This window comes from Cystobacter fuscus (assembly GCF_002305875.1).
Taxonomy (GTDB): Bacteria; Myxococcota; Myxococcia; order Myxococcales; family Myxococcaceae; genus Cystobacter; species Cystobacter fuscus_A.
Genome location: NZ_CP022098.1, coordinates 2,412,169 through 2,435,274, shown reverse-complemented (window position 1 = coordinate 2,435,274; position 23,106 = coordinate 2,412,169). Strand labels below are relative to the sequence as shown.

The window sequence follows — 23,106 nt, the reverse complement described above, 5'->3', positions numbered from 1 at the left end:
TAGCCCTGGACCGTGGGGTCTGCGGGCTGTCCGCCCGTTACCAGCCCATCGCTCATGACCAACAAGAGCCGTGGAGACGGAGCGGAAGCCTGCGTCGCCCTGAACGGTGGCACCTGACTCCAGGCTGAAGAAGCCCGTTCACCAGAGGTCGAGGCGCAGCCCGCGAGCACTGCGGTGAACCACAGGGCCGCCCCAGCCCGAGCGCTCCTGGACAGGGACCCACACCAGACGAAGACACGCACGAGCACCTTCCTACACGACCTGAGCAGGTGCGGCACAGATGCCATTACACGTCGACAAGAGACGCACTCTTCGTGCGAGCCCTCCGAGCAGGCATGACAGCCCCCACCTGTATGTCCCTGGGATTACAGGTCCGGACAAGCGAATACATTTCCGGCGGCGCCATGGCTGCCGTTATCAGCGTGCTGTGACGCTTTGCGTAATCAGCTCGACAGCAGCCCTGAAAAAGTAAATCTCCACCAATGCGAGATCACCAGCAAATCAACGAAGGCGACTTGTCCTTGAATTTCGAGGTTAAACGTTATACTAAACCCTCCACGAAGAAAGTGCCCCTCGGCCAAGGGCACCGCGCAGTTCACTGCGCGTGTGAATTGGCCGGATGCGTCATGAGTTCAAATCGCCGGACCACCAAGGAGAACCAAAGCATGTTCACCCCCAAGACACTGCGTACCCCTGCCCTGCTGCTCGCCGTGGGAGTTTTCGGAACCGGGTGCCTGGACGGAGGAATGACGGCGGAAGAGGAACTCCTGAGCGAGCAGACCGGCGCGCTGGAGACCATCGCGACCACCATCCCGACGCCCAGCAACGGATCTGCTGGCGAGCTCAGGAGCAGCACGACCCGGTTGAAGAATGCCGCCAACGGTGGATCGAATACCTACGACTTCGCCAACAAGAAGATCGGTGTGAACAGCACCAAGTCGTGTGACGGCGAAGGCCAGCTGACGGTGTTCGAGGTCGAGGACGGAGTGACGGTCAAGAACCTCATCATCGCGGGCGGAACCTACGGCGGTAATGGAATCGTTTGTCTGGGCAACTGCACGCTCGAATACGTCTACTGGGAGGATATCTGCGAGGACGCGGCGACGAACAGCAAGGACGGGGCGACGATGACGCTCAACCATGTCATCGCCCTGCACGCCAGCGACAAGGTCTTCCAGCACAACGCCAAGGGCAACTCCAAGACCGTCATCAAGAACTCCTACATCAGTGACTTCGGGAAGCTCTGGCGCTCCTGCGGTGACTGCACGGCCAACGGCGGTCCGCGCAACCTCATCCTCGACAACGTCAAGGTCGAGAACGTCAAGACGGCCCTCGCGGGTGCGAACCAGAACTACGGCGACACCGTCGCGATCACCAACCTCTTCGTCAAGGGCGGCTACAACGCCTCGAAGGACAAGCCGAAGATCTGCACGGAGTACATCGGCGTCACGGATCACAACGGCGAGTCGACGAAGGTCAACGATGGCAAGAGCCAGTGGAACACCCCGACCTGCCGCCTGAGCCAGAGCAACGTGCAGAGCTGGTGATGACCACCGGGTGAGGAGGGAGGGCCCCGAGGGGTTTCCGTCAGGGCTCCCTCAGCGGGGCAGTCAGTTCCCGCTCGTGCTCGAGCGGAACTGCTGCTCACACACCTTGCTCCCCGACACCTGGGCGCCGCTGCTGCCTCCCGACGCGGCGTTCAACGTGCCGTTGTACTTCAACTCGAAGCGTCCGTTGGACACCGAGCCCTCCATTCCGATCCCCACATCCATGTCGGGATAGAGGATGACGGTCTCCGTCCAGGGCAAGACCGGATTCTCCACGACCACCGGAGTGGTAGTACCGTCGCGGTAGATGATTTTCGTGATCGTGCCCGCTCCGCTTCCGATGACCTCGTACTTCACGGAGTAACCCGCGGGCGCCGGTACCAACGTGGGAATCTGGGAGATACCGGTATCGGTGGTGCAGTCCAGGGGAGAAATCTGCTCCGAGGCCGGCTCTCCACATGAGGCCAGGGCAACACCTGCCATCGCGAGGAATGTACGAGCGAAAGAACGTGAGTGCATGAGTCTCCTCGAGCAAGGCACGCGCGAGTGCGTGCACGAAGCCAGGGGACCCCTCTATCACTGATTCCCAACCCGGATGTTCGCGACTTGACACATGTGGGCCCCGCCGCCCAGCATCCCTCCCCCCAGGCGCCGGGAAGCCCCTTTCCGTGGCTCCGCGCCATGGGAGGGGGAAGCCATGCTGCTCGAGAACAAGGTCATCATCGTCACCGGCGCCACGTCTGGCATTGGTTCCGCCACCGCAGTGGAGGCGGCCCGACAGGGAGCCCGGGTGGTGGTCGCGGGACGCCGCGTCGACAAGGGTGAGGAGGTAGTGGGCCGCATCCGCGCCCAGGGAGGTCAGGCGCTCTTCGTCCGCACGGACGTGACGCGGGAGGCCGAGGTCGAGGCGCTCGTCACGCGCACCGTCGCCGAGTACGGCAGACTGGATGGCGCCTTCAACAACGCCGGCATCCCCGGCCCTCTCGGCAAGCTCGCCGACATCCCGCCGGCCGAGTACCGCCAGCTCATGTCGGTCAACCTGGACTCCGCCCTGCTCTGCATGCGCCATGAAATCCCCGCCATGAAGAAGAGCGGCGGCGGCGCCATCGTCAACTGCGCCTCCATCCTCTCGCACGTGGCGGGGCCCACCTTCGGCGCCTATGTGTCGGCCAAGCATGCGCTGCTGGGCATGACCAAGGCCGCGGCGCTCGACTACGCGACGGAGGGCATCCGCGTGAACGCGGTGCTGCCCGGCCCGATCGAGACGGAGCTCTGGAGCCACCTGGAGCATGGAGATCCGGTCTTCAATGCCTTCATCTCGGGCGTGCCCATGCAGCGCTCGGCCCGCTCGGAGGAGGTGGCCCGGCCCGTGCTGTTCCTGCTGTCCGACTGGGCGACGTACATCACCGGCACGGCGCTCACCATCGACGGCGGGTATACGGCCCGGTAGGGCACGCGGCCAGGCCAGTGAAGGCCTGGCCGCACTCCAGGAGCGGCTCGGCACCGGGGTGAACCCGACAACGGCATGGCCGTATGAATCGAGGCCCGCGGTGAAGTCCAAGGTCCGACGCTTGGGTGTCACCGATGGGTGGGAGTCAATCGTCCGGCGAGCCGTGGTGTATGGTGGCTTGGAATCAAAGCCACGGCATCATGACGCCGTATGTCAATTCATCGAGGACATCGGCGGGAGAAGGATCGCACATGAAGCAGCAGGCAGGCGGACGGACCTCCCGAAGGACACGCTGGCTGGGCGGAACCATGATGGCCTCGTGGGTGGCGGCGCTGTCAGTGGCCTCGCTGTCCTGTGACAAGCCCCCGAAGCCACCGCCCGAACCCCAGCCGCCCACCTGCGGAGGCGAGGCCCCGGCGAGCCCTCCTGGCGCGGGCGTGCCCGTGTATGGGGCGGCGGTCGAGGCCTTCGGTGATGGCAAGCCCCATCAAATCACCTACGACAAGTACTCGCTGATGATCGATGGCAAGCGCGAGTACATCTGGTCCGGCGAGTTCCACCCTTTCCGGCTGCCCAACCCCGACCTCTGGCGGGACATGCTCCAGAAGTACAAGGCGATCGGCATGAACGCGGTCTCCTTCTACTTCAGCTGGGCGTACCACTCGTCAGCACCCGGAGTGTATGACTTCAGCTCCGTGCGGGACGTCGAGCAGTTGCTCGACATCGCCGAAGAGGTCGGCCTCTATGTCATTGCCCGGCCCGGTCCGTACATCAACGCCGAGGTCGACTCCGGTGGCTTCCCCGGCTGGCTCCAGACCCAGGCCGGGCGCGCCCGCAGCGATGCCGACGACTACCAGGCCGCATGGGAGCAGTACTTCGACGCGATCAACCCGATCCTCGCCCGCCACCAGCTCACCGACGGCGGCGGCTCGGTGATTCTCTACCAGATCGAGAACGAGTACGACCGGACGGATGGTACCGCGCAGAACTACATGGAGGAGCTCAAGGCCGCCGTCCGCGCGGATGGCATCACGGTTCCCCTCTTCCACAACGACAAGGGCCGTGAGCTGCGCTGGGCGTGCGGTAAGGGGGCGCCCGACCTCTACGCCACCGACACCTACCCGGGCACCTCCGTCACGGATTACGAGTTCCTCCGCCATGGCGAGAAGTTCACGCCCCCCCGGTGTGGTGTCGAGGACCGGCCGTTCTTCTGGGCGGAGTTCCAGGGCGGGTGGTTCCAACCCTGGGGAGGCAAGCTGTACGAGGACAACCGCGACGCGTACGGGCCCACGTTCGAGCGCATCACCTACGGCAACAACATCAACAACCACTTCACGCTCCAGAACCTCTACATGCTCTACGGCGGGACGAACTGGGGCTGGCAGGCGGACCCCAACGTCGTCTACACGTCGTATGACTACCACGCGGCCTTCGACGAGTACCGCCAGCAGACGAACAAGATTCCTCCGCTGAAGCAGCAGGGCTACCTCGTCGATGCCGTCGCGGACCTGCGCCAGCTCGACAACCTTCCGGAGCAGGTGGAACACGGCAACCCCGAGCTCCACGTCGATGGAGACGTCAATCCCGTCACCGGGGCGCGGTTCTTCTTCGTGCGGCAGGAGAACATCAAGTCGGTCTCGCGCCAGGACACCACGCTGCGGGTACAGGTCTCCGACGGCGACTACACCGTGCCCCAGCAAGCGGACACGGCGCTGACGATCAATGGCCAGGACTACAAGATCCTCGTCGCCGGATACGACCTGGGCGCACAGCGACTCGTCTATTCCACCGCTGAAATCTATACGCACCAGCGCATCGGCGAGCGGGACGTCGCCGTGCTCCACACGCGCAAGGGCGAGGCCGCGGAGCTGGTGTTGCGCTACACGGCGGAGCCCTCCGTCCAGGTGCTCTCCGGCGGCGTCACCTCCACGTGGGACAGCACGAAGAACGACCTGCGCCTCAACTGGTCCGCGGACGGACTCGCCCGGGTCCACGTCACCGAGGAAGGTCGCGCACCGCTGGAGCTCCTGCTCGCCGACAGCGACACCGCTTCGACCTTCTGGACGGCCCACACCGCACGCGGCCCGGTGCTCGTCCGCGGCGCACAGTTGATCCGCGAGGTCCAGCAGGATGACGCCGCCCTCCGGCTGGTGGGCGACGTCAGCGCGGCGGCGGACATCGAAATCTGGGCGGGTGCTCCGTTCTGTCAGCTCACCTGGAACCGTGGCGAGCAGACCTGGTCGGAGACGGAGTACGGCACGAAGGTCCTCTCCGTGACCGGTCCCCAGCCGGTGACACTGCCCTCGCTGACCTCCTGGAAGCACACCGTGGATCAGCCCGAGGCGGCTCCCTCCTTCGATGACTCGGCATGGCTCGTCGCCGCGCATACGACGACGAACAACCCGACGAAGCCCTCCACCCTGCCCGTCCTCTACGCCGACGATTACGGGTTCCACTATGGAGACGTCTGGTATCGCGGGCGCTTCCAGGCCGTCGGCGACGAGACGGGCATCTCACTGACCGCGGGCACCGGCAAGGCGGGAGCCTGGGCCGTCTGGCTCAACGGCACCTACCTCGGCACGGTGCGCACGAGCCCCCAGGCGCAGAACTCGAGCAAGGACATCCCCTTCCCCAGCGGGCTGCTCAAACCGGGGCAGGAGAACCAGCTCTCCGTGCTGGTGCGCAACATGGGGCACAACGAGGACGGTGGCAGCAACGACGGGCACAAGAATCCCCGGGGTCTGCTCGCGGCGAAGATGATGGGTTCCGGGTCCGTGATCTCCTGGCGCCTCCAGGGCGTACGCGGCGGCGAGAGCCTCGTCGAGCCACTGACCGGGCCCCAGAACAATGGAGGACTGCACGGAGAGCGGGCCGGCTACACCCTGCCGGGCTTCCCCGACGAGACGTGGGAGTCCGCCACCCTGCCGCAAGCAACGGTGGCCCCGGGCCTGCATTGGTATCGCACGGAGGTCCAGCTCGAACTCCCCGAGGGACAGGACATCCCCATCGCGCTGCGCTTCGGCGGAGAGACGACTCCGAAGTACCGCGCGTTGATCTTCGTCAACGGCTACAACCTGGGTCAGTACGTCAATGACGTCGGTCCCCAGCGAGACTTCTCGCTACCCCAGGGCATCCTGCGCCATCGCGGGAAGAACACGCTCGCGCTCGCGGTGTGGAGCGACGACGGCGCGGGACCGGGCCCGGTGGAATTCGTGACGAAGGCGAACGCCGTGACGGGGCTCGTGGTTCGTGACGTGGAGAGACCCTCGTACGCGCCGGTGCGCTACGCCGAGCAACGGGCGACCACGGTGCGGCTCGCGCTGCCCGCGGAGGCCGAGGATGGTGCGTCCTTCACGGCCACCGCGCGGTTGGAGGTTCCCTCGGGGGAGCCAGCGGCCACGGGGGTGCAATTCACCCTGGAGGTCCCGAGCGGCTGGACGTCCGAGCCGACGGGTACCACCCCCGACGGCATCGCGTCCTGGAAGGTCACGGTCCCCTCCACGGGCCGCACGCCGGCGTCTCCGCCCGCGCTGCTGCGGGCAACGGCCACCTACACGCAGGGCAACGCGGCCCGCTCGTCCAGCGACGTTCGCTTCGTCGGCCGTCCGGTTCCTCCGCCGGTGGCCGGCGAGCAGTGGATCAGCGACATGACCTTCGACGCCAGCACCAACGGCTGGGGCCCCGTGGAGCGAGACATGTCCAACGGGGAGCAGGCGGCCGGGGACGGGCGTCCGCTCACGGTGGGCGGCACCGAGCACGCCAAGGGCCTCGGCACGCACGCGGATTCGTCCGTCACGGTGACCCTGAGGGGCTGCGCGTCCTTCACCGCGATCGTCGGCGTGGACGACGAGGTCGGAGACCGGGGAGATGTCACGTTCGAGGTCCTCGGGGACGGCAAGTCCTTGTGGAAATCCCCGACCGTGACGGGGAGCAGCGCGCCACTGCCCGTGAGCGTCGATGTCACGGGCGTGACCCAGTTGCGCCTGGTCGTCGACGACCTCGGGAGCAACGGCAAGGACCATGCGGATTGGGCCTCGGCGAAGGTCACCGGCTGCACCAGCCCATGAGGTGGTACATGCTCTGAAGAAGAGAGCCACGGCGGCCCCGTGTGGGGCCGCCGTCCTGGCGTTCCCCACGCCCACCTGGGCACCCACAGGACACATCACACCGTGAAGACCAACGAGAGGGGACTGAGAAGGCTTCACCCCTTGGATGATGCGCTGGAGGCGATGTATTTCGGCTGGCGCGGCATGACGCGTGAGGCCGACCAATACCTGGCCACGCTCGGGCTCTCCCGGGTGCATCACCGCATTCTCTATGCCATCGCCCGCCGCGAGGGCATCACCATCACGGACCTGCTCGAGACCCTGGGCGTCACGAAACAAGCACTGCACCGCCCGATGAAGCAATTGATTGACGGCGGCTATGTGGTGACGGAGCGGGATCCGTCTCGTCATCGCTACAAGATCCTGGCGCTCACCCCCGCCGGACAGGCGGTTGAGCACCGGGCGTCCAGCCACGAGCGGGAAGTGATGCGGCGAGCGTTCGAGCACGTCGGGCACAGCGGTCGAGACGCCTGGTCCGCGGTCATGGCGGCGATCGCGCGGAGCGGTGAAGGTGACTCCAACACAGGTCAACAACGTTGACCTGAGCCCGGGACACCGTTACCTTGTGGGCCATGGGGATATTTGTTTTCTTCAAGGCCGTGCTCGTGTTGAACGTGCTGTGGTTCGGCGCGGGTGCTTGTTACTTCGGGCTGACCCCCCAGGCCTCCGCCAGACTGCTCGTGCACCCGTCAGCGCGAGGGTCTCCCTTGTATCCAACACTCGCGGCCACCCTGCCGTTCCTCGGGGGGATGAATCTCGCGATGACCGTGTTCGCGGCGCTGCTGCTCCTGTGTAGCTCGGTGTTTCCCCAGCCCGAACAACAGGCGGTGTTCGCGGCGGTGTTCACCGTGGGCCACGGCAGTCAGTTCGCGGGCAACGTCCGGGTCGAGACACGGAAGCGGCGTCTGCGCGAAGAACTCTGGCCCGTGATGCGCGGCACCATGTCCTTCATCTTCCTGACGGACTTCGTGTTGATGGCCGCCAATGCCGTGGCGTGCGTCTTGTTGCTCCTCGCGTGAATGGGCCGGCCTGACGGTGACCTGCGTCGGCCTGAGCCATCCGTCACTTCCGCGTGAGGTCGAGCGCGCGCATCAGGTCCAGGGGGATGGGAATGATGGTCTGATTGCCTCCTCCGGTGATTTCCACCAGCGTCTGCAGGTAGCGCAGTTGGAGGGTGATGGGATTGCGGTTGAGCACCTCGGCGGCCAGGCTGAGCTTCTCGGCGGCCTGATGCTCACCCTCGGCGGCGATGATCTTGGCGCGGCGCTCGCGCTCGGCCTCCGCCTGCCGGGCGATGGCGCGCTGCATCTCCACCGGCAGATCGATGTGCTTCACCTCCACGTTGGAGACCTTGATGCCCCATGGGTCGGTGTGGGCATCCAGCACCTTCTGGATCTCCCGGTTGACGCGCTCGCGTTCGGAGAGCAGCTGGTCCAGCTCGACCTGGCCGAGGATGGCGCGAAGGGTGGTCTGGGAGAGCTGGCTGGTGGCGTAGAGGTAGTCCTCCACCTGGAGCACCGCCTTGTCGGCGTGGATGACGCGGAAGTAGACGACGGCGTTCACCTTCACGCTGACGTTGTCCTTGGTGATGACGTCCTGGGGAGGCACGTCACGCGCGACGGTGCGCAGGTCGATGATGACGATGCGCTCGACGAAGGGGATGATCCACCGGAAGCCGGCGCGCTTGATGCCCACGAAGCGGCCAAGCCGGAAGACGACGCCGTTCTCATACTCATTCACGATGCGAGCGCCGGAGAGGAAGGCGAGCACGAAGATGCCCAGGGGAATGATCAACCCAAGAGCGCCATAGATGTCGTTCATGTCTTGACCTCATCGACGAACAGGATGAGCCCCTCCACCCGGCGCACCACCACGCGGGCGCCAGCAGGAAGGGGGGTGGAGGAGACAGCGGACCAGCGCTCGCCATGGACGAACACCGCGCCGCCGGAGGGCGAGACGGTGTCGAGCGTCCGACCCACCTCGCCGACGAGGCCCAGGTCTCCACCCAACTGGGGTTGGCGGCGGGTCTCGGCGGCACGAAAGGCGAGATAGACAGCCGCCCCGGCGACGAAGACGGCGGTGGGTAGCAGCGTGGACAGGGGAACCCTCGGCGGGCTGTCGAGGAACCACTCCGGATCGAAACGATCCACCAGGAACACGCCGCCGAGCACGAGCAGCCCAAGGCCGGCGGCGCCGAGCAGGCCGCTGGTGACGAAGAGCTCGGCCACGAGCAGGGCGACCCCCAGCAGCAGCAGCACGATGGCGCCAGCGCGCACGGGCAGGGCCGAGGAGGCGAGCAGGGCCAACACGAGGCACACCACGCCGACGAGGCCGGGGGCGAAGAGGCCGGGGTGGGTGAACTCCACGGCGAAGCCGAGACCCGCGAGGAGGAAGAGGATGTAGACGACGGCCGGCTGGGCGAGGGCGTGGAGGACGCGCTGGGAAAAGGAGGGTTCCAGCTCCACGAGCCAGGCGTTGGCGGTGCGCAACGTGACGGGGGAGTCGGCGACGGTGACGGAACGGCCATCGGCCCACTGGAGAAAGGCCTCCTCGGTGGGGGCAACGTGCTCGATGACGTGGAGCTCGAGGGCCTTCTCGGCGGAGACGCTCTCGCTCTGACGGACGGCGCTGATGGCCCACTCGGCATTGCGGCCGCGCTGTCTGGCGATGGACTCGACGAAGGCGACGGCGTCGTTCTCGATCTTCCGGGCCATCTCCTTGCCTCCGCTCTGTTCGGGGTCCTGCCCGGAGAGGCCGGAGACGGGGTGGGCGGCGCCGATGTTGGTGCCGGGCGCCATGCCCGCGAGGTGGGAGGCCAGGGTGATGAAGACTCCGGCACTGCCAGCCCGGGCGCCGGAGGGGCCAACCCACACGAGGACGGGGACGCGGGCTCCCAGGAAGGCACGGACGATGTCGCGGGTGGACTCGAGCTCTCCGCCGGGAGTGTCGAGCCGGACGAGCAGGGCCTGATGACCGGCCTGCTGCGCGCGGCGGACACAATCGACGAGGAAGGCACTGGAGCCAGCATCCACCGTGCCCTCCAGGACGCAGCGGGAGACCATGGCTGGCGGAGGAGCATCCGCATGGCTGGTTGCCTGGCAGAGCATCACCATCCCCAGCACGAGCACCCTCCACACCGAATGCCCAGACTCGCTCATGGCGCCGGTCCCCGTGTCCCATCATCCACATGGAACATCTGGCCACCGCGCCCCACGGTGTCGCCCCTCCCCGAAGGCCATCCATCCAGCCGCGCACTCCCCCCAGGGGCCAGCGTCTCTTGTTCTACACCGCGGCCCGCCCGTGTGTTCTCTCCCTATGCCCAGCTCAGCGGCAGGCTCGTGAGGGCCAGAGCGAAGCCACCCGAGAACCGCGGCGGGGCCTGGGGGTCCAGCCGGAACGGCGGCACGCGCTTCAACCACTCCTGGTAGAACACCTTCATCTCCAGACGGGCCAGGTTCAGGCCGACGCACCGGTGCGGACCCGTATTGAACGTCATGTGCTGCTCCGTCCGGCCCAGGATGAACTGCTCGGGGTTGGGGAACGCCGTGTCGTCGTAGTTGGCCGCGGGCAGGAGCAACAACAGCGCGTCACCCTGCTTGAACTGGACGCCATGGCAGACCGTGTCGCGCGTCACGTGCCGGGGAATGGACGCAATACCATAGAGCCGCAGCAGCTCCTCGATGGCTCCGGGCAGCAGGCTGGGGTCGGCCCGAAGCTTCGCCTGCAACTCCTGATCGCGCGCCAGGTGCCGGACACCAAAGCACAGGGCATTCACCACCGTGTCCAGCCCCCCGAGGAACAGGAGGATGCTGTAGCCCATCATCTCCTGGAACGTGGGGTTGCGGCCGTCGAGGTTCGCGTCGAGCAGCCGGCTGATCAGGTCATCCTCGCGCTTCTCCTGCCGGGCCTCGATGGTCTCCGCCAGGATTCCCGCGATGCGTTTGAACGTCTCCGCGCGAGTCGCGGGCTCCACCGTGGCGGACGCCGCCTGCAAGGCCAGCTCACGGAACTCGGCCAGGCGATTGGTCGGCATGCCGGCCAGCTTCAGGAACAACGTGACGGGCAGCGGCTCGGCGATGTCCGGGAGGAAGTCGCAGCGTCCCGCGGCGAGCACCTTGTCGATGAGCTCGTTCGTCATGGCCCGGATCGCCGTCTCCAGTCCGGCAACGGATTTGGCTGACAGCGGCTGGTTGAGCGGGGTCCGGTACAGGGTGTGCTGCGGCGGATCCACCGAGATGGGCAACAGCGACAAGCCCCCCGTTGCTTCCTTGCCGTGTTCCCCCGGGTTCTTGCTGCTGTAGACCTCCGGGTTCATCGTGATGTCCACGATGGCCTTCTTCCGGGTCACGAACCAATGGCCCCCATTGAACGGGGAAAAGAAGATGGGAGGGGCCTCGAGGATGAGGGAGCGCATCCGGGCGTGCGGATCCTCGAGCACCCGCGGATCCCCGGCGATGTCGTACTCGTAGACCAGCTCCGGCGGAACGTGCGCGGGGATCTTGTCCAACTTCTGTCCGTTGAAGGCATTCATGGTCGAACCTCTCTGGGTGTTGGAGAAACGGTGACGGAGGGGCTCACCGCGCCTCGATCAGCATCGGCAAGCCGTTGCTCGAGCCGAGGGTGCCGAACATGTCGATTCGCGGCACGTGGCCGGGCTTCAGGCGCAGCTTGAAGCGGCGTGCGAGCATCGCCGCCATCACGTGTGTCTCGAGCAGGGAGAAATTATTGCCCAGACAGATGCGCGGTCCGGCGGCGAACGGGTGGTAGGCGTGCGCATGGCGCGCGGCCTCGCGCTCGGGCAACCAGCGGTCGGGATCGAAGCGCTCCGGCTCGTCCCAGAACGCCGGGTGCCGGTGGGTGCCGTAGGAGAAGACAATCATCCTCGTGCCGGCCGGGATGCGGACCCCATCGAGCTCGTCGTCGGCAACGGCGTCACGGGCGTACATCGGCGCGGCCGGATAGAGCCGGAGGACCTCCTTCACGACCTGGAGGGTGTAGGGGAGCTTCTTCAAGTCGTTGAGCGTCGGAGGCGCGTCGCCCAGCACCGAGTCCAGCTCGACGTGCAGCCGCCGCTCCACCTCCGGGTTCTGGGACAGCGCGTACCACAAGAACGAGAGCGTCCGCGCCGTGGTCTCATGCCCGGCGGCGAACATGGTCAGGCCGTTGTCGATGAGGAGCTGCTCCGCCATGAGCCTCCCCGTCTCCTCGTCCCGGATCGTCATCATCTTCGTCAGCAGATCATCCGGCCACTGCTCGGTGGGGATGGCCCGGCGCCGCGCGATGAGCTCGCGGATGTAGGCCGTCACGAGCTTATGGGCCCGGCGGAACCGCAGGTTCCCGGGGGTGGGCACCCACTGGGGCACCTGGACGGGGCGCATCCCCGTTTCCGAGATGTGGGAAACCATCGTCTCGATCGAGTTCTTGATGCGCAGCAGGGCCTCGTCCGACTCGGTGCTGAAGACCGAGTGGAGGATGACGGAGGCGGTGACCCGCATCATCTCGTCGAGCATCTCGACAGGGCGGCCGGAGCCCTGGAGCTGGGACCGCCAGCGCTCGATGAGCTGCTGCGTGTCGGAGAGGAAGATGGGATAGAACTTCTCCACGCCACGAGGGGTGAAGAACGGCGCCATGAGCCTGCGCTGCCAGCGCCAGTCCTCCCCGGTGGCGGTGACGATGCCATTGCCGAGCAGCAGCTCGCGGAGGACGTCGTAGCTCTCGCCCTTGTCGTAGCTCTCGCGGCGCGTGACGTTGACGTGGCGCACGTGGTCCGGGTGGGTCACCAGCACGAGCGACTGCGAGCCCATCCGGATGCGGAGCAGATCCCCATGCTGGCGCCAGGTGTTCGTCATCCAGCCGAGAAACCCCTCTCGCCGGATCGCCTTGAGCAGCTCGAGGGTGGAGGGGGCGTACTCCTTGAGGGGGCGAGGCGTGTCGATGGCGAGTGCTGGATTCATGGTCGTGGAGTCCTTGGAGAGGGGTTCAGCACGGCTCACGCGCGGGCCGGGGTCGAAGAGGGAATCCTGAGCCGCTGGCGCACCACCTCGACCGTCGCCGCCCAAAAGTGGTCGTACCGGATGCGGACAAGCTTCTCGGACCGCTGGCCCCGCCGGTACGCCGCGCGCAGCCTTCGCGCGTACTTCCAGAAAGGAGGGAGGCCATGCGGCCGAAGCACCGCGGCGAACAGGAGGATGAGGACGCTCGTGCGGAGTCCAAGGTTGCCGGCCACGAAGGCCTGGAGCTCCATCTCGCCGACGGCGTCCGTCGCGTAGCCGGTCACCACGTGGTGAAGGTCATGCGTCTCCCGGTACCACTTGACGAGGTAGTCCACGTCGTTGCGGACCTCGTACGGGCTCTCGAACGGGTGGATGCCGTTGTCCGAGAAGTAGCGGGCGAACGCGTTCCCGAGCGTCCCAGCCGGGAGCCGGCCGAGCGCATCGAGGTCGATGCTGCGACCCTGGAGGCTGGGGCGAGCGGCGAGCAACTCCCGGCCGTCCTCGCTCTTCGCCAGCTCCGAGCAGAGCCGCTGGAAGACGTCGCCGTCGAGGCTCGCGTTGAACAACGGCGCCGCGATGCCGTCATCGGGGCGCTTCTCGAGGACCTTCAGTGCCCGGACCGCCACCCGCAGGCGGGTGAACAGGGATGCGCCTTCGGGCAGGAAGAGGCCGTCTTCGATGCGTGAGGTGGGTGAGCTGAAGTTCATCTCGATTCTCCGCTGATGACAGGCAGGTGCCCCATGAAGGCACCTGGACTTCGTGGCAGTTTATGCCACGGAACTGGCAGAAACCGCCACATGCGTCAGGGTGGGGATGGGTGCGCGACGGGCCAGGAGACAGTTCCCGCCACGACTTGTTAGGCTCCACGCCATGCCCCAGCGAGTGAGTCCTCGCCCACAGGAACGACCGGCCGCAGGTGCGGACCGGGAGCATCCGCGCCTCACCCTCGAACCGCGCGAGGGGCGCGACCAGGCGATGCTCGAGGCCTCGCGCGCCGTCATCGACCTGTTCCTGCGGGAGCGCACGAGCGACTTCTCCGTCAAGGAACTCGCGGCCCACGCGGGCCTGTCCGAGCGGACCTTCTACCGGTACTTCCCCCGGAAGGAGGACGCCATCCGCCCGGTCGTCGACGCGTCGCTCGCGCGCATCGTCTCCGACATGCGCGCCGCCCCCCGAGACAAGCCCCTGCGCGAGACGATGGAGGAGGCGCTCAGCCAGAGCCTCGCGCAGGAGAACACCCTGAACTGGGAGAACTTCCTCTCCGTGGTGAACGAGACGGAGAGTTTCCGCGCGGTGTGGCTGCAGATCCTCACCGACGCGGAGGTCGCGCTCGCGCGCGTCGTCGCCGAGCGGCTGGGTCTCTCCCCGGACTCGCAGCGGGCGCGCCTGGCCGGCGCCGTCCTGGCCACCGCGGGACGCCTCGCGATGGAGCAGCCGTTCTCCGCGGGGCGCAAGCGCGACGCGAGCAAGGTTCTCGCCGAGTGCCTCGAGTTGCTCGGCCCGACCCTGTTCGAGGAGCCCGCGGGCGGACGCCAGCCCGTGAGACGCCCGCCACCCCAGCGATCCCGCCAGGGACGCAGGTAGGCAGTCCTCCAGTTCCCCGCGCGCGGCCGCGCTTGGAGATGAAGCGCACGACATGCCAGGGCCACGGCGTAGGAATGGGTGCCGCTGGATCAGGACGGCTCCCGGTAGGATGAGTCCATGCGCATCGAACACATCGCCATCTGGACGCGGGACCTCGAGCGGCTCCGCTCGTTCTACGAGACGTATTTCCAGGCCAGCGCGGGGCCTCGGTACGTCAACGAGCGCAAGCGCTTCTCCTCGTACTTCCTGAGCTTCGCCTCGGGCGCGCGCCTGGAACTCATGGCGAAGCCCCTTCTGGTGGACGCGAGCGGCAACGCCGACACGCCACCCACCGGCTATGCACACCTGGCGCTCTCGGTGGGCTCGCGCGAGGAGGTGGACGCCATGGCCGAGCGCTTCCGCCAAAACGGGCTCCCCGTGGTGGATGGCCCCCGGCAGACGGGGGACGGCTACTACGAATGCGTCGTGCTCGACCCCGACGGCAACCGCATCGAAATCACCGTGTGAGCCTGGAGAAGGTGTCAGACGATTTGTAGAGATGATTCGTACGACTCGGGCGAGCCCGTTGGAGACCGCTCCCGGGAGAAGGGCATCTCGCCCAGGAGACGAAGGGGGGCGGACACGGACGTCCACGGCCTGTTGACTCCCTCCAGGGAGCTCCTGGCCCGCTCCGTGCTGAAGGCACCGTGCGCCATGCCCGGTCCTCATGATCTCTTCGCCCGCTATACCTTTGGCCGCCCCGAGCGGGCCGAGGCCGAGTTGCGTGCCGTCCTGCCCGCCCAGCTCGTCTCCGCGGTGGACTGGTCGAGTCTGCGCCTGGAGCCCGGCAGCGTGGTGGACCCGGAGCTGCGAGAAACGGAGAGCGACCTGCTCTTCACCGCCCGCCTGCGCTCGGGCCGCCCGCTGCTGCTGTACGTACTGCTGGAGCACCAGTCCTCGGTGGACAAGTGGATGGCTCTGAGGATGCTGCGCTACGTGGTGCGTCAGGTGGAGCGCTGGCGTCAGGAACACCCGGAGTGCTCGGGGTTGCCCGTCATCCTCCCGCTGGTGATGTACCACGGGCCCGAGGGGGCCTGGAGCGCACCGCGGCGGGTGGAGGACCTGTTCGAGCTGCCGGGGGAGAGCGAGGAGGAGCGGGCGCGCTGGCGAGCCTGGGTGCCGCGCTTCGAGTACCTGCTCGATGACCTGACAGCCGAACGGGAAGAGGCGTTGAAAGCACGACCCGGGCCTGCGCTGGCCCGGCTGGCGTGGTTGGTGCTGCGCTACGGACGTACTGAGGAACTGGCGAGAAAGCTGCCCGAGTGGGTAGGCCTCTTCGCCCAGGTCCAGGCGGCGCCAGAGGGCGCCGAACATCTGCGGGTGGTCATCCGTTACCTGCTGTGGACCGGGGACAAGGCCGTCCACAACGTTACAGGTCAGGTGCTACATTCAGTCCAGGACGAGCAACGCGCGGAGGAGTTGATGCGGAGCTATGGCGAGGAACTCATCGAGCAGGGACGTCAGCAGGGGATGAGCCGAGGACGTGCCGAGGACATCCTACGGATTCTCACCCTCCGGGGGATTCACGTGGAGGAAGGAGCCCGGCAGCGCATCCTCGACTGCACGGACATGGACACGCTCGACAGCTGGTTCGACCGGGCCCTCCAGGCCACGACCCTGTCCGAGTTGCTGGACGTCGGAGCACACGCGCCTCGGCGAAAGGACTCGTGACACGGCCTCCGCTCGCGTGCCTCTGACAAGGCAGGCGCGGCCATCGCCTGGCCGGCCGACAGAAACAATCACAGAGCGCAGGCGGCCCCAAACGCCGCTTTTCGCATGGTCATCTCAATGGACTGCAAGGCCGCGCCGTCCGGTAGTCCGGTCAGCGCGGCCTGGGTGTTCAAGGATCAGCGCTTCGCCTTCCCCGCAATCGCCGCCTGCGCGCTGAAGTCGAGGATGATGGGGAGTTCGAACGCGCTGTACTTCGCGAGCACGGGGCGCTTGAGGCCGTCCACGTCCTTGGCCGCCACGAGCGAGGCCTCGAAGTCGCGGATGTAGGCCGCCGTCTCACGCAGGGCCGCGGGGCCCAGGGCCGCCTTCTCCGCCCGGTGGCCCGGGATGACCGTAGTGGCGCCACGCTTGTCGAGCTGCTCGATGTTCTTGAGCCACTGTGCCCGCCACGTGGCGTCCGCGTTCACGAGATACGCATGGACCTGCTGGTAGGCCGTATCCCCCGCGATGAGCGTCCGGGTAGAAGGAATCCACACCGCCGTGGCCGCCTCGCTCTCACCGGGGTTCAGGCCGATGAGTTCGAGTCGCTGCCCCTCCAGCTCCAGATGGTCCGCCGCGAGCGGGGACGGAATCACCGGCTCGGAGGTGAGATTGGCGCCGAAGAGCGGCTTCCACTGCGCGAGCTGCTTCGGCGCGAGCGCCTTGAGCTCCGCGATGACAGCGGGTGCGGCGACGAGCCGCGCCTGGGGGAAGGCGGCGCGCACCACCTCGAGGCCGAAGTAGTGGTCCGGGTGTCCATGGGTGATCAGGATCGTCTTCAGCGTCTTCTTCGACTCGAGGATCTTCGCGACCAGCCGGTGCGCCTCCGCCAGTGTGAACTGCGAGTCGACGAGCACCGCGTCCTGCTCCCCCGTGATGAGGGTGGACGTGACGCGAAAACCCTCGGGAGCCGCGGTGAAGACCTCGGTCTTGAGCGGCGCGGCGGCCTGGACCGTGGTCGCGAGGGTGAGGGAAATGGCAAACATTGGAAGGGTGAGTTTCATGGCGTTCTCCTGAGATGAGGGATGACTCCCGGAGCCGATGGCTTCGAGACGCCTGACAAGATGCGAGACAAGCCCCGTGAAGGAAACGACATGAAAATCATCGCACTGTTGACGCTACATCACGAATCACGCGAGCGTGGTCCGCATGGATGCCTTCTCGGAGATCGCGGTCTTCACGCGGGTGGTGGACCTGGGTGGCTTCACGCGGGCGGCGGAGAAGCTGAGGCTCACGCCGTCGGGGGTGAGCCGCATCGTGTCGCGGTTGGAGGCGAGGCTGGGGGTGCGGCTCATCAACCGGACCACCCGCAGCCTCAGCCTCACGGACGAAGGGGCCGCGTACTACGAGCGTTGTACGCGCATCATCGCGGAGCTCGAGGACGCGAATGCCACCCTGGCGCGGGCCAGCGTCACTCCGCGTGGACGGCTGCGCGTGGACGCTCCGGTGCCGATCGCGGACTTCGTCCTCGGGGCGGCGCTCCCGCGCTTCCTCGAACGCTACCCGGAAGTGTCGATCGACTTGACGGTCCGGGACCAACTCATCGATCCGACCACCGAGGGAGTGGACGTGGTCATCCGCCTCGCGGCGGCGCGTGATTCCGAGCTCATCTCCCGCAACCTCGCCCGCGCGCGCTCCATCCTGGTGGCTTCTCCCGCCTACCTCGCCGCGCATGGGCGTCCCCGCACGCTCGCCTCGCTGCGCGAGCACACGTGCCTCGCGTACCTGTCGAGCACGGGCCCCCTGCCCTGGCGTCTCAAGGGAAACTCGGGGGAGACGAACTACGTGGTCAACGCCAGGCTCGTCGCGGGCTCGGGCAACGTGCTCACCCGGGCCGTGGTCGCCGGGCTGGGTATCGCCCAGACCTTCGAGTACCACGTGGCCGCGGAGCTCGCCCGCGGCGAGCTCGAAATCCTCCTCGAGGAGCATGAGCCCGAGCCGCGCATCGTTCACGCGCTCTTCGCGCGGCAGAAGTCCGCCGTCCCCAAGGTCAGGGTCTTCATCGATTTCCTGGCGGAGCTGTTCGCGTCCACGACGGCGGATCTCGCCGGCCGGAAGCGACGCTGAAAACACGACGGGCGGTGGGGTTTCCCCCGCCGCCCGTTCGAGCAACGACACGTCTGGTTGACTTCAGCCCGGCGGTCAGCGAACGACCCGGAAGCCGATGTCCGGCCCGAGCTTCTGCACACAGCCGAGCAGGATGTTGAGGTAGCCCAGCGTCTCCAGCCACCGGGAGTTCCGCAGCGGCCCGGCGTCGATGGGGTCGAAGCCCAGCTCCCGCCCGAAGCCGAGGACACGCTCCTTGGCGGCCGCATCATCCCCCGCGATGAGGAGACTGAGCCGCTCGCCCTTCACCTGCCCCTTGTCCATGTTGACGCCACGTCGCGAATCGCGCGACGGCGGGGGAAGGTGGTCGGGTCGAGGATCGGCGTTATGCGCTGCCCTGCTCCTCGGGCCGGTAGGGAAGCTCCAGCGTGAAGGTCGCGCCCTTCCTGGGGCCATCGCTGTGGGCCACCAGCGAGCCTCCCAGCGCACGAGCGGCGATCGCACATGAGTGGAGCCCGAAGCCGTGTCCGTCCTTGCGCGTGGTGAACCCATGCTGGAAGATCTTCGTGAGCAGCTCCGGCGCGATGCCCATGCCGTTGTCCCGCACCTGCACCTGGACGCGGTCCTCCGTGGGACGCTCGACCCTCAGCGTCAGACGCCGCTCGCCTTCTGGATTGTCATTCACCGCGTACTTGGCGTTGCTGATGAGGTTCAGGACGATCTGCAGCAGCTTGTGCTTGTCGACCATCACGTGCGGCAGTGGGGCGAAGTGCCGCTCGACCTCGACGCCGTGCCGCCCGAGCGCCGCCGCGTTGATGCGGAGCGCGTCCTCGACCAAGTCCTGCAGCGAGGTCACCTCCAAGATGTTCGAGGACATGGCGTAGTTCTGCTGGAGCTCGACGATCATCCGGATGTGCTCGACATGGCGGTGGAGAGCCGCCGTCATCTCCAGCAGTTCGTCGCGCGTGGAGGACAAGTGCTGCCCGAGCTTGCCGAGGTACTCGGGCAGGCGCCGCCCGCGCTCGTCCTCCGTCATGAAGACCGCGAGGTCCGCGCGGTGCGACTCGAGCAGCTCGGCGAGCTTGATGAGCGGTTGCACGCGGAGCGTCCGCAGCCGCTCGTCCAGGATGCTGGCCGAGGTGTTGATGCTGTTGAGGACGTTGCCCACGTTGTGCAGCACGTTGGTGGCGAGCTCGGCCATGCCCGCCTGGCGCGCCAGCTCCACGGCGCGGCGCTGGGCGTCCTTCAGCTCCTGCGTGCGCTCCTTGACACGGACCTCCAGCCCATCATGCGCGTGGCGCAGGGCCTCGTTGGTCTGTGCGAGCTCCCGCGTGCGCTCGGCCACCCGCTGCTCGAGCTCGTCGCGGGCCAATCGTAGCGCCGCCTCGCTGCGTGCGAGCTCCTCCGTCGAGGCCGCGAATGGCAGGAGGATGCGCCAGATGACGAACATGGCGCTCCCGAGCATCAGCAGGAAGAGGCCAATCGGGGTGAAGCGATGAACGGCGGTGAGCCGGCTGCTCTCCACCTGCACGCGACGCTGCAGGAGCACGGAGACGTCACCCAGTGCCAAGGTCAGCTGCGACGACGCGGCGCGGAAACGCTCCACCTCGGGGTTGTTCTTGAGGGAGTGGTTGTCGGAGCGGAGCAGACGCACATGAGCCGCGTGCGTCTCCTCCCACAGCGCCCGCACGGAGGTGAGTGCCTCACGGACCTCCGGCGCCTCAACGCCCCGCAGCGTCACCATCACGTCACCGGTGCGCGCCTGTCCTCCCTGGAGCATCGCGGTGTTCGCGGCCACGAAACGCCCCGCCAGCGCCTGGGAGGTGGTGCGCTGCCGCACCAGCAGTTCCCAGTCGGCCGTCGCCAGTCCGACGAGGGCGAGGGAGGTGGCGCTCTCGAACTGCTCGGCGGTGGTGCGCTGGTCGGCCACGACCGCGACGTACTGCCGGCTCCGGTCCGTGATCGCGTCAATCTCCACCACGGCCAGCAGGGAGAACACCTGCAGGACGATGCCCAGCGTCACCATCCCCGCGATGGGCCAGAGCAACCTCCGGGTCTGGTTCGCCATCCGTGTCTCTCCGGCGATCATCGGATGTGGGTGAAGCCCGCCTTGTCCGCGGCTTCCCGCATCGAGCGGATGTCGTCGTAGTTGCTATCGTCCACGAGGGTGAAGCGCTCGAGCAGTGCCTCCTCGAGGATCTTCCGCCCTTCCGGCTCCTCGTGCATCGTCACCAGCGTGCGCTGGAGCGACTCCCGGATAGACTCCGGCATCCGGTTCGAGGCGACGATCGGGCAGATGCCGGCCGGGCCCACACTCTCGAGGACCCGGACCTCCGCGGCGTGCCCGAAGCCCTTCTCCCGGTCGAAATCCAGCACGAGGCTGTCGACGAAGCTCGCATCCGCCTCACCGGCGGCGACCATGCGGATCGACTCCTCGTGGGAGCCGGACCGGAGCACCTTGCCGAAGAACCCGTTCGTCAGGCCAAGTTGGATCAATCGGTAGCGAGGCAGGTTGTAGCCCGAGTTGGAGATTTCATCGTTGTAGACATAGGTCTTGCCCGCGAGGTCGTGGATGGACTGGTAGGGGCTGTCCTTTCGGACGATGAGGTCCGAGTAATACTTGGGCTTCCCTCCATACCGGGCGGCCTTCATGATGGGCGCGGCGATGAGCCGGACCGCGGGCCGCGGGTTGTCGCGGAGCATCACGTAGGGCAGGCCGCAGATGAAACCGCAGTGCACGGTTCCCTCATCGAGCATGCTGTTGATGGTTCCGTAGGCCAGTCCACTGATGAACTCGGTCTGGATGCCGGTCTTGTGCGTCAGGTACTCGGCGAGCCGCGAGTAGACGCCGATCCCCGACTCGGAGACGAAGGCGGCGGACATGGCGAGCCGGATGGTCATGCCAGCGGTCCCGGCGCGTTCCCTCGAGGGGGAAGGCAGCTCGGCGGCCATGGCGGCGGTCTCCGGCACGTAGGTTCGCCACCCGAGGAGGGCACCGCCAGCGATCGCGAGGACACCTGCGAGGCCGAGGAGCAGAAGGGAGCTGCGCGTAGGGACACTCACCGGGGCTTCTCCAGGGCGAAGGCGACGCCGCTTTGCAACGTGGAATGTGTCTTCACGCCACCCAGGTCGCCTCCGAGAAGCGCCAGGGCCCGCACGAACTCGGGCCCCACTCCGGTCAAGACGAGCTCGGCGCCCGCCAGACTCACGGCCCGCGCGGCGCCGATGAGTCCCTCGGCGAGTTCGGAGCCCAGACCCGGCACACCCGTCACATCGAGAATGGCGAACCGCGCACGCCGGCTCGACAGCCCCATCACGAGCGCCTCCCGCACCTGTCGCAGCCGCTCTGGATCCACCTGGCCGAGGAGCGGCAGGAGGACGACGTCCTCGGAGAGAGGGAGGAGGGCCAGGGACGTCGGCGCCGAGGGCCGCGCGAGGTGATTCCACTTGTCCACCAGGGCGCATGCCATCTGGCGGACCTCGAGGGGATCGAACGGTTTCTTGAGGACGAGGAGGCGGTCCGTCCGGCCGAAGCGGGCGCTCATGGCCTCCCAGGAGTAGTCCGAGTAGGCCGAGCAGATGACGGCCTGGAGGCGCGGGTCTTCCTGCCAGATGCGAGCGAGCGTCTCGACCCCATCCCAGCCCGGGGGCATCCGGACGTCGATGAACGCGAGCGCGTAGGGAGAGCCGTCCGCCAGCGCCTTCTGGACCTTCGCGAGTGCCTCGGAGCCCTGGTGGGCGCTCGTCAGCTCGAAGGTCGGCGGCCTGGGTGTCGCCGTGCTCGTCCCACCGAGGAGCGCGGCCTCCAGCTCGTCCAGGTCGGAGGTGTCCCCGCGGGGCGCGAGGATCCGGCGGAAGTCATCATGGATATCCTCATTGTCGTCGACGACGAGGATTCGCCTGTTCTCGGACGGGTGGGGGCTCATCCCAGCATAAGACGCGTGGCGCGACACGGATGACGACCAGAGAGAGGGGGACCGTGAGTTTATGGCCGTGCCTCGTCGGAATGCAAAGGATCTCCCCGTGCCGTGGAGGCGCCCCGCCGTCCCCCCCGCGTGTGACCCGCGTACCTGACCAGGCGCCGCATGACGCGCCGGCCAGGCCATCGATCACCCATGAGGACGTGTAGAGAGACGTCCAGGCTCGCCCTGAAACGCATGAAAGCAATTCATTCCCGCGAACGTCTCGCCCTCGGGCCGCCTCGCCGGGCAGCCAGCCGGTCAATCCCGCGCACGCGGGACAGGCCCCCCGCCCGCCCGTGAGCCCCAACCAGTCCTGTGGCCGCGAGCCCCAGAACGCCGCGCTCCAAACGCTGAGCAGCCTCTTCAGCGAAGACCCCTGACACCAGCCCCCCCTTCCAGGAGACACCATGAGCACCTCGTCCAGCGCATCCTCGAAGTCTTCCTCGGCGTCCCGGAGCAACCCGGCCGCCACCGCGTCCAGGTCCGCCACCACCAGACCCACCGACAAAAAAAGCTGTCACCTGGCGGAGCCCACCCAGACGCAGAAGCTGCGCGGAGACCTCGACACGTTCGCCAAGCAGCACCCGAGCAGCTACTCCACCCAGGTGCAGACGGTGAACAAGGCGATGAGCGCACTGGGGATTGGGATCTCGCCCTGATCGCACCAGA

21 protein-coding genes are annotated in these 23,106 nt (G+C 67.1%); 10 read left to right on the top strand and 11 right to left on the bottom strand.

The genetic code is table 11. The features are described 5' to 3' along the window. Positions 1-665 precede the first annotated feature (665 nt). Complete coding sequence (locus CYFUS_RS10100) at positions 666-1,547, top strand: pectate lyase (protein ID WP_232537480.1); 882 nt, start codon at positions 666-668, stop codon at positions 1,545-1,547. A 63-nt stretch (positions 1,548-1,610) separates the two neighbouring features. On the opposite strand, the gene CYFUS_RS50505 is transcribed toward CYFUS_RS10100, so the two are convergent. Beyond that, positions 1,611-2,066 (bottom strand): hypothetical protein, encoded by a 456-nt coding sequence (locus CYFUS_RS50505; RefSeq protein WP_157758373.1) that lies wholly within the window; start codon positions 2,064-2,066, stop codon positions 1,611-1,613. A gap of 178 nt (positions 2,067-2,244) precedes the next feature. Between CYFUS_RS50505 and CYFUS_RS10090 the strand changes: the two genes are divergently transcribed. The 4 genes from CYFUS_RS10090 (at position 2,245) to CYFUS_RS50500 (ending at position 8,122) form a co-directional block, all read left to right on the top strand. Beyond that, entirely contained in the window at positions 2,245-2,997 is a 753-nt protein-coding gene (locus CYFUS_RS10090; RefSeq protein ID WP_095985029.1) for a glucose 1-dehydrogenase, read from the top strand. 251 nt (positions 2,998-3,248) lie between these two features. Further along, positions 3,249-7,064: a beta-galactosidase gene (locus CYFUS_RS10085; protein WP_198316527.1), complete on the top strand. Its 3,816-nt coding sequence runs from the start codon at positions 3,249-3,251 to the stop codon at positions 7,062-7,064. Between the two features lie 102 nt (positions 7,065-7,166). Beyond that, positions 7,167-7,643: a MarR family winged helix-turn-helix transcriptional regulator gene (locus tag CYFUS_RS10080; RefSeq protein ID WP_198316526.1), complete on the top strand. Its 477-nt coding sequence runs from the start codon at positions 7,167-7,169 to the stop codon at positions 7,641-7,643. A gap of 32 nt (positions 7,644-7,675) precedes the next feature. Next, entirely contained in the window at positions 7,676-8,122 is a 447-nt protein-coding gene (locus CYFUS_RS50500) for a hypothetical protein (protein ID WP_157758372.1), read from the top strand. Positions 8,123-8,165: 43 nt separating this feature from the next. On the opposite strand, the gene CYFUS_RS10070 is transcribed toward CYFUS_RS50500, so the two are convergent. The 5 genes from CYFUS_RS10070 to CYFUS_RS10050 form a co-directional block, all read right to left on the bottom strand. Then, positions 8,166-8,924: a slipin family protein gene (locus tag CYFUS_RS10070; protein ID WP_095985026.1), complete on the bottom strand. Its 759-nt coding sequence runs from the start codon at positions 8,922-8,924 to the stop codon at positions 8,166-8,168. Continuing rightward, a complete protein-coding gene (locus CYFUS_RS10065; RefSeq protein WP_420042683.1) occupies positions 8,921-10,261 on the bottom strand; it encodes an NfeD family protein in 1,341 nt (446 codons plus the stop codon). Before CYFUS_RS10065 ends, CYFUS_RS10070 begins: the two co-directional genes overlap by 4 nt. Positions 10,262-10,416: 155 nt before the next feature. Then, the gene (locus CYFUS_RS10060; RefSeq protein ID WP_095985024.1) at positions 10,417-11,634 is read right to left on the bottom strand and encodes a cytochrome P450; all 1,218 of its coding nucleotides are present in this window, start codon (positions 11,632-11,634) and stop codon (positions 10,417-10,419) included. A gap of 43 nt (positions 11,635-11,677) precedes the next feature. Continuing rightward, entirely contained in the window at positions 11,678-13,057 is a 1,380-nt protein-coding gene (locus CYFUS_RS10055; protein ID WP_095991913.1) for a cytochrome P450, read from the bottom strand. Positions 13,058-13,092: 35 nt separating this feature from the next. After that, complete coding sequence (locus CYFUS_RS10050; RefSeq protein WP_095985023.1) at positions 13,093-13,803, bottom strand: Coq4 family protein; 711 nt, start codon at positions 13,801-13,803, stop codon at positions 13,093-13,095. Between the two features lie 268 nt (positions 13,804-14,071). Between CYFUS_RS10050 and CYFUS_RS10045 the strand changes: the two genes are divergently transcribed. From CYFUS_RS10045 to CYFUS_RS10035, 3 genes are all read left to right on the top strand, one after another. Then, positions 14,072-14,680, top strand: a complete 609-nt coding sequence (locus CYFUS_RS10045) for a TetR family transcriptional regulator (protein WP_157758371.1) — start codon at positions 14,072-14,074, stop codon at positions 14,678-14,680. Positions 14,681-14,797: 117 nt separating this feature from the next. After that, the gene (locus CYFUS_RS10040; protein ID WP_095985021.1) at positions 14,798-15,187 is read left to right on the top strand and encodes a VOC family protein; all 390 of its coding nucleotides are present in this window, start codon (positions 14,798-14,800) and stop codon (positions 15,185-15,187) included. A gap of 186 nt (positions 15,188-15,373) precedes the next feature. Beyond that, entirely contained in the window at positions 15,374-16,390 is a 1,017-nt protein-coding gene (locus CYFUS_RS10035; protein ID WP_095991912.1) for an Rpn family recombination-promoting nuclease/putative transposase, read from the top strand. Positions 16,391-16,566: 176 nt separating this feature from the next. Here the strand turns inward: CYFUS_RS10035 and CYFUS_RS10030 are convergent, their stop codons facing one another. Continuing rightward, the gene (locus tag CYFUS_RS10030) at positions 16,567-17,433 is read right to left on the bottom strand and encodes an MBL fold metallo-hydrolase (RefSeq protein ID WP_095985020.1); all 867 of its coding nucleotides are present in this window, start codon (positions 17,431-17,433) and stop codon (positions 16,567-16,569) included. A 145-nt stretch (positions 17,434-17,578) separates the two neighbouring features. Between CYFUS_RS10030 and CYFUS_RS10025 the strand changes: the two genes are divergently transcribed. Further along, positions 17,579-18,496 carry a LysR family transcriptional regulator gene (locus CYFUS_RS10025; RefSeq protein ID WP_095985019.1) on the top strand — a complete coding sequence of 306 codons (918 nt, stop codon included), beginning with the start codon at positions 17,579-17,581 and terminating at the stop codon, positions 18,494-18,496. 75 nt (positions 18,497-18,571) lie between these two features. On the opposite strand, the gene CYFUS_RS10020 is transcribed toward CYFUS_RS10025, so the two are convergent. The 4 genes from CYFUS_RS10020 to CYFUS_RS10005 all read right to left on the bottom strand — a co-directional run bounded on the left by CYFUS_RS10020 (position 18,572) and on the right by CYFUS_RS10005 (position 22,401). Continuing rightward, positions 18,572-18,799, bottom strand: a complete 228-nt coding sequence (locus tag CYFUS_RS10020) for a hypothetical protein (RefSeq protein WP_095985018.1) — start codon at positions 18,797-18,799, stop codon at positions 18,572-18,574. A 61-nt stretch (positions 18,800-18,860) separates the two neighbouring features. Continuing rightward, entirely contained in the window at positions 18,861-20,543 is a 1,683-nt protein-coding gene (locus CYFUS_RS10015) for a sensor histidine kinase (protein WP_157758370.1), read from the bottom strand. 17 nt (positions 20,544-20,560) lie between these two features. Beyond that, positions 20,561-21,538 carry a phosphate/phosphite/phosphonate ABC transporter substrate-binding protein gene (locus tag CYFUS_RS10010; RefSeq protein ID WP_157758369.1) on the bottom strand — a complete coding sequence of 326 codons (978 nt, stop codon included), beginning with the start codon at positions 21,536-21,538 and terminating at the stop codon, positions 20,561-20,563. Beyond that, positions 21,535-22,401 (bottom strand): response regulator, encoded by an 867-nt coding sequence (locus CYFUS_RS10005; protein ID WP_095985015.1) that lies wholly within the window; start codon positions 22,399-22,401, stop codon positions 21,535-21,537. Before CYFUS_RS10005 ends, CYFUS_RS10010 begins: the two co-directional genes overlap by 4 nt. Before the next feature lie 443 nt (positions 22,402-22,844). On the opposite strand from CYFUS_RS10005, the gene CYFUS_RS10000 reads away from it, so the two are divergent. Continuing rightward, complete coding sequence (locus CYFUS_RS10000; protein WP_095985014.1) at positions 22,845-23,096, top strand: hypothetical protein; 252 nt, start codon at positions 22,845-22,847, stop codon at positions 23,094-23,096. The last annotated feature ends 10 nt before the right edge of the window (positions 23,097-23,106 follow it).

Bases quoted from the DNA above. Each gene is read 5' to 3' on its own strand.
- CYFUS_RS10100 (WP_232537480.1), top strand. From the start codon at position 666: ATGTTCACCCCCAAGACACTGCGTACCCCTGCCCTGCTGCTCGCCGTG.
- CYFUS_RS50505 (WP_157758373.1), bottom strand. From the start codon at position 2,066: ATGCACTCACGTTCTTTCGCTCGTACATTCCTCGCGATGGCAGGTGTT.
- CYFUS_RS10090 (WP_095985029.1), top strand. From the start codon at position 2,245: ATGCTGCTCGAGAACAAGGTCATCATCGTCACCGGCGCCACGTCTGGC.
- CYFUS_RS10085 (WP_198316527.1), top strand. From the start codon at position 3,249: ATGAAGCAGCAGGCAGGCGGACGGACCTCCCGAAGGACACGCTGGCTG.
- CYFUS_RS50500 (WP_157758372.1), top strand. From the start codon at position 7,676: ATGGGGATATTTGTTTTCTTCAAGGCCGTGCTCGTGTTGAACGTGCTG.
- CYFUS_RS10070 (WP_095985026.1), bottom strand. From the start codon at position 8,924: ATGAACGACATCTATGGCGCTCTTGGGTTGATCATTCCCCTGGGCATC.
- CYFUS_RS10065 (WP_420042683.1), bottom strand. From the start codon at position 10,261: ATGAGCGAGTCTGGGCATTCGGTGTGGAGGGTGCTCGTGCTGGGGATG.
- CYFUS_RS10060 (WP_095985024.1), bottom strand. From the start codon at position 11,634: ATGAATGCCTTCAACGGACAGAAGTTGGACAAGATCCCCGCGCACGTT.
- CYFUS_RS10055 (WP_095991913.1), bottom strand. From the start codon at position 13,057: ATGAATCCAGCACTCGCCATCGACACGCCTCGCCCCCTCAAGGAGTAC.
- CYFUS_RS10050 (WP_095985023.1), bottom strand. From the start codon at position 13,803: ATGAACTTCAGCTCACCCACCTCACGCATCGAAGACGGCCTCTTCCTG.
- CYFUS_RS10045 (WP_157758371.1), top strand. From the start codon at position 14,072: ATGCTCGAGGCCTCGCGCGCCGTCATCGACCTGTTCCTGCGGGAGCGC.
- CYFUS_RS10040 (WP_095985021.1), top strand. From the start codon at position 14,798: ATGCGCATCGAACACATCGCCATCTGGACGCGGGACCTCGAGCGGCTC.
- CYFUS_RS10035 (WP_095991912.1), top strand. From the start codon at position 15,374: ATGCCCGGTCCTCATGATCTCTTCGCCCGCTATACCTTTGGCCGCCCC.
- CYFUS_RS10030 (WP_095985020.1), bottom strand. From the start codon at position 17,433: ATGAAACTCACCCTTCCAATGTTTGCCATTTCCCTCACCCTCGCGACC.
- CYFUS_RS10025 (WP_095985019.1), top strand. From the start codon at position 17,579: ATGGATGCCTTCTCGGAGATCGCGGTCTTCACGCGGGTGGTGGACCTG.
- CYFUS_RS10020 (WP_095985018.1), bottom strand. From the start codon at position 18,799: ATGGACAAGGGGCAGGTGAAGGGCGAGCGGCTCAGTCTCCTCATCGCG.
- CYFUS_RS10015 (WP_157758370.1), bottom strand. From the start codon at position 20,543: ATGGCGAACCAGACCCGGAGGTTGCTCTGGCCCATCGCGGGGATGGTG.
- CYFUS_RS10005 (WP_095985015.1), bottom strand. From the start codon at position 22,401: ATGAGCCCCCACCCGTCCGAGAACAGGCGAATCCTCGTCGTCGACGAC.
- CYFUS_RS10000 (WP_095985014.1), top strand. From the start codon at position 22,845: ATGAGCACCTCGTCCAGCGCATCCTCGAAGTCTTCCTCGGCGTCCCGG.